A 4,377-nucleotide genomic window follows, 5' to 3' on the forward strand; every position below is an offset into this window, starting at 1 on the left:
CCCTCCTGCCCGCCCAGCCTTGCCCGGCTGGCTTCACCCCTCAACCCCCCAATACCTTCCACGGGCCCGCCACTACGCCCCTCCCTTTGGCTGCAGGCCAAGGGGAGGGCTGGGGAGGGGTGCTTTTGACGTTGGCTTGGAAAGCTCCTGCCGAGCATGGCTCGGCACTACAGGGTCATCGCGTGCCTACCGGCGGGGGCACCACTTTCTGGCCGATGCCGCTGGGCACGGTGTCGTAATAGCGGTTGGTACGCGTGTCCAGCACCCGCCCCGGGCTGGTCTGGCGCATATGCGGCGCCAACTGGCCCTTGCTGTCGTAGATCGGCCGCGCCGGCGGCGGCGGCACAACCAGCTTCGGCTTCGGAACCGGCTTGGGCTTGTTGGGCGGACGCGAGGGTTCCGGACGCGCCGGATCCTGCTGCGCTTCGCGCGGCGTGTTGACGGGCGGCGAAGGCGCCGGCAGGGTCACCGGCCGCGTTGCCGTCGGCGCGGGCGGTTGTGCGAGCTGGGCCTGTGCGAACGCCGGCAATGCCGCCAGCACAACCAGCGCCAGATATCCCTTCAGCTTCATCAGCGTCTCCTTTGCGTCCACTCGCCGAGCATGCACCTGCCCGGCTTGCGCCGCCATGAATGCGACCTTGGACTGGCCGCGGCCCGCCCCCACCATCAACACCTGTCCCACGGATGCCACGCCATGACCGCTTTCGACCTGACTCCCCCCAGCACCGCCCAGCGCGAGGCGCTGATCGCTGGCCTCAGCAGCGAGGAACAGCGCGTGCTGCTGCATCACGGCACCGAGGCGCCGTTCTGTGGCGTGTTCCTCGATAACAAGCGCGAGGGCGTGTACTGCTGCCGGCTGTGTGCACTGCCGCTGTTCCGCTCCAGCACCAAATTCGATTCCGGCACCGGCTGGCCCAGCTTCTTCGCGCCGTTCGAACCGGCACATGTACGCGAGATCCGCGACACCAGCCACAACATGATCCGCACCGAGATCGTCTGCGCACGGTGTGGCAGCCACCTCGGCCACGTGTTCCCGGACGGCCCGCCGCCGACCTTCGAACGCCACTGCCTGAACTCGGTGTCGCTGGCCTTTGTCGACAATGGCCAGCCCTACCCTGACCCGCTGCAGCGCGGCGGCGCCGAATCCCAGCCCGCAGCCTGAGCAAGCGCACCAGCTGTAGTGCCGAGCCATGCTCGGCAGAAGCATCGCCAGTAGAGCCTCAGCCGAGCATGGCTCGGCTCTACAGAGCAGCATTACCGGTAAAGCCTCAGCCGAGCATGGCTCGGCTCTACAGGAGCCGCCCGGCGCTACAGATTCTTCGCTGACGGCCGACAACGGGATATCCCCATCCCTTGTCTGTCACCATGCTTATCATCGTCGGCCTGCTCGTTGTCATATTTGCTGTCCTGGGCGGCTACGTCGGTGCGCATGGCCGCCTGGCCGCGCTGTGGCAGCCCTACGAACTGGTCATCATCGGTGGCGCGGCGCTGGGCGCATTCCTGATCGCCACGCCACTCAAGACCGTCAAGCAGACCTTGCGGGCCACCGTCAGCGTGTTCAAGGGCCCGCAGTACAAGCGCCAGGACTACCTGGACGTGCTCAGCCTGCTCTATGAACTGCTCAACAAGGCCCGCCGCGAAGGCTTCATGGCGCTGGAAGACCACGTCGAGAACCCGCAGGACAGCGCGGTGTTCGCCAACTACCCCAAGGTCCTGGCCGACCACCACCTGCTCGATTTCATCACCGACTGCCTGCGGTTGATGATCGGCTCCAACATCGAGCCGCACGAGCTGGAACCGTTGCTGGAACTGGAGCTGGAAAAGCACCACCACGAAGCGCTGGAACCTGCGCACGTGCTGAACAAGGTAGCCGACGGTCTGCCGGGCTTCGGCATCGTCGCCGCGGTGCTGGGCATCGTCATCACCATGGGCGCGATCGGCGGCGACATCAAGGAAGTCGGTGCACACGTGGCCGGGGCGTTGGTCGGCACCTTCCTCGGCATCCTGCTCGGCTATGGCTTCATCGGCCCGCTGGCAGCAGCGGTGGAAGCCCGTGCCGAGCAGGACGCACGCATCTACGAATCAGTGAAAACCGCGCTGCTGGCCTGCCTGCGTGGCTACAACCCGAAGATCGCGCTGGAGTTCGCCCGCAAGACCGTGCCTTCGGCACTGCGTCCGGGTTTCAGCGAGTTCGAGCAGCACCTGAAGTCGGTCAAGTAAGGCGCGTGCCATGACCGAGACCAAACCCACGGTGATCGTGCGCCGGGTGAAGAAAGTCCAGGGCGGCGGCCATCACGGCGGTTCCTGGAAGGTGGCTTATGCCGACTTCGTCACCGCGATGATGGCTTTCTTCCTGGTGCTATGGCTGATGGCGGCCACCACCAAGCCCGAGCGCGCTGCAATCTCCGAATACTTCCGCAACCCCAGCCCCTTGAGTGGTACCAGCAGCACCCCTGCCCCGGGCATGGCCGGCCCTGGCGGCGCCAGCACCTCGATGATCAAACTGGGCGGCGCCACCGATGTGTCGCGCGGCAACAGCAATGATCCCTTCCAGAACCAGCAGGAAGCCGTGCCCACGCCGGTGCAGGAACGCGAACGCGACAGGCAACGTCTGGAGGCGCTGAAGCAGGAGCTGCAGGAGGCGATCAGCAAGAGCCAGGCGCTGGAGCCGTTCAAGGACCAGTTGCTGTTGGACATCACCCCCGAAGGCCTGCGCATCCAGATCGTGGACAAGCAGAACCGGCCGATGTTCGACCTCGGCAGCGCGCGCCTGATGCCGTATACCAAGACGATCCTGTTGGAGCTGTCGCACTTCATCAACCAGGTGCCCAACCACATCAGCATCACCGGTCACACCGACACCACCGCCTATTCCACGCAGCTTGGCTACGGCAACTGGGAGTTGAGTGCGGACCGCGCCAATGCCGCGCGGCGCACCCTGCTGGAAGGCGGCATGGAGGAAGCCAAGGTGGCGCGCGTGGTCGGCCTGGCCTCGTCGGTGCTGTTTGACAAAGCCAACCCACAGAATCCGATCAACCGCCGCATCAGCATCGTGGTGATGACCAAGGAAGCCGAAGCGGCCGCGTTGAACGAGACCGGTACGTTGCCGGTGCCTGTCCCCGCTGCGGCTGCGGATGGGACGCCGTCAGTCGCGGACTGAGCCTGCACCAACCGCGCTGCCCGCCAGGATGTAGTGCCGAGCCATGCTCGGCAGGGGCTTTCCCAGCCAACAGCACCCCTCCCCAACCCTCCCCTCCGCCTTCGGCGCAACGCAGGGGGCAACAGCGTAGTGCCGAGCCATGCTCGGCAGGGGGCTTTCCCAGCCAACAGCACCCCTCCCCAACCCTCCCCTCCGCCTTCGGCGCAAGGGAGGGGGCAACAGCGTAGTGCCGAGCCATGCTCGGCAGGGGCTTTCCCGGCCAACAGCTCCCCTCCCCAACCCTCCCCTTCGCTGCGCGAAAGGGAGGGGGCAAACGCCAAACCGGCTTGGCGCCTACAATAGGCATCGTTTTCAATCAGCCGAACCTCATGTCCAAGCTCTCCAAAGCCAAGCGCGACAAGCGCAAGAAGCAGGCCCCGCGCCGCCCGTTCACCCGCCTGAACGCCCAGCAGCCAGTGCAGAACCACGCCGTGCTGGTCAATGAAGAAGGCCAGGTCGTGGCTGCCATCGGCCTGCAGGGCAACGAATGGCTGCTGGCCATCGGTGGCCAGACCATGGGCAACGCCGACAACCCCGTCCCGATGCTGGCCATGCTCAAGCACCTGGCCAATGTGCAGGAGAAGGAAGGCCGCAAGGTCACCCTGGAATATTCCGCAGCGCTGCAGCAGATGATCGACGACCTGGCTGCCGACGAAGGCAAGACCGCCGACGATTACCTGGCCGGCCTGGTATCCGAGTTCGAAGGTATCGAAGGCGAGGAAGCCGTTGAGGCAGACGCCACGGACGAGACCATCGCGGTCGCCGAAGAAGTACCGGCTGACGACGACAAGTCCAAGGCCTGAGTCCAGGGCCGAACGTGACGGTCTATATCGACGATGCGGTACACCCCTGGCGCGGTGAGCGTTGGGCGCATCTGATGGCCGACACCTTGCCCGAGCTGCATGCGCTGGCGCAGCAGCTCGGGATTCCGCGCCGGGCCTTCCAGAACCGCCCCAGCGGCGTGCACTACGACGTGCCGGCGCCATTGCGTGAGCAGGCGATAGTGCTAGGCGCGCAGGCGATATCGCGGCACACCGATCGCGAACAGATGCGCCGCGTGATCGCCAATGCGCGGGCGTTGTACCAGCCGGGGTAAAGACGGACCTGTAGTGGGGCGGGGCGCCCCGGACCGCGCCGACAGCGGCCAGCCAGCCGGGCCGCCACGGAGCGAGACCGGC

General features: G+C 66.0%; 6 protein-coding genes. 5 read left to right on the plus strand and 1 reads right to left on the minus strand.

Going from position 1 to position 4,377, the window contains the following annotated elements:
* Positions 1–175: 175 nt before the first annotated feature.
* The gene (locus ACVOLQ_RS22285; RefSeq protein WP_481529342.1) at positions 176–571 is read right to left on the minus strand and encodes a classical arabinogalactan protein 4; all 396 of its coding nucleotides are present in this window, start codon (positions 569–571) and stop codon (positions 176–178) included.
* Between the two features lie 123 nt (positions 572–694).
* On the opposite strand from ACVOLQ_RS22285, the gene msrB reads away from it, so the two are divergent.
* The 5 genes from msrB to ACVOLQ_RS22310 all read left to right on the plus strand — a co-directional run bounded on the left by msrB (position 695) and on the right by ACVOLQ_RS22310 (position 4,295).
* A complete protein-coding gene (gene msrB / locus ACVOLQ_RS22290) occupies positions 695–1,162 on the plus strand; it encodes a peptide-methionine (R)-S-oxide reductase MsrB (protein WP_313174333.1) in 468 nt (155 codons plus the stop codon).
* A 203-nt stretch (positions 1,163–1,365) separates the two neighbouring features.
* Positions 1,366–2,220 carry a flagellar motor stator protein MotA gene (gene motA, locus ACVOLQ_RS22295; protein WP_057626758.1) on the plus strand — a complete coding sequence of 285 codons (855 nt, stop codon included), beginning with the start codon at positions 1,366–1,368 and terminating at the stop codon, positions 2,218–2,220.
* A 10-nt stretch (positions 2,221–2,230) separates the two neighbouring features.
* Positions 2,231–3,160: a flagellar motor protein MotB gene (gene motB / locus ACVOLQ_RS22300; protein WP_481529343.1), complete on the plus strand. Its 930-nt coding sequence runs from the start codon at positions 2,231–2,233 to the stop codon at positions 3,158–3,160.
* Positions 3,161–3,528: 368 nt separating this feature from the next.
* On the plus strand, positions 3,529–4,002 hold the full coding sequence (locus ACVOLQ_RS22305; protein WP_313174587.1) for a hypothetical protein: 474 nt from the start codon (positions 3,529–3,531) through the stop codon (positions 4,000–4,002).
* 14 nt (positions 4,003–4,016) lie between these two features.
* Positions 4,017–4,295 carry a DUF4031 domain-containing protein gene (locus ACVOLQ_RS22310; RefSeq protein ID WP_313174588.1) on the plus strand — a complete coding sequence of 93 codons (279 nt, stop codon included), beginning with the start codon at positions 4,017–4,019 and terminating at the stop codon, positions 4,293–4,295.
* Positions 4,296–4,377 lie beyond the last annotated feature (82 nt).

It is taken from the genome of Stenotrophomonas sp. STEN031, from assembly GCF_056759975.1.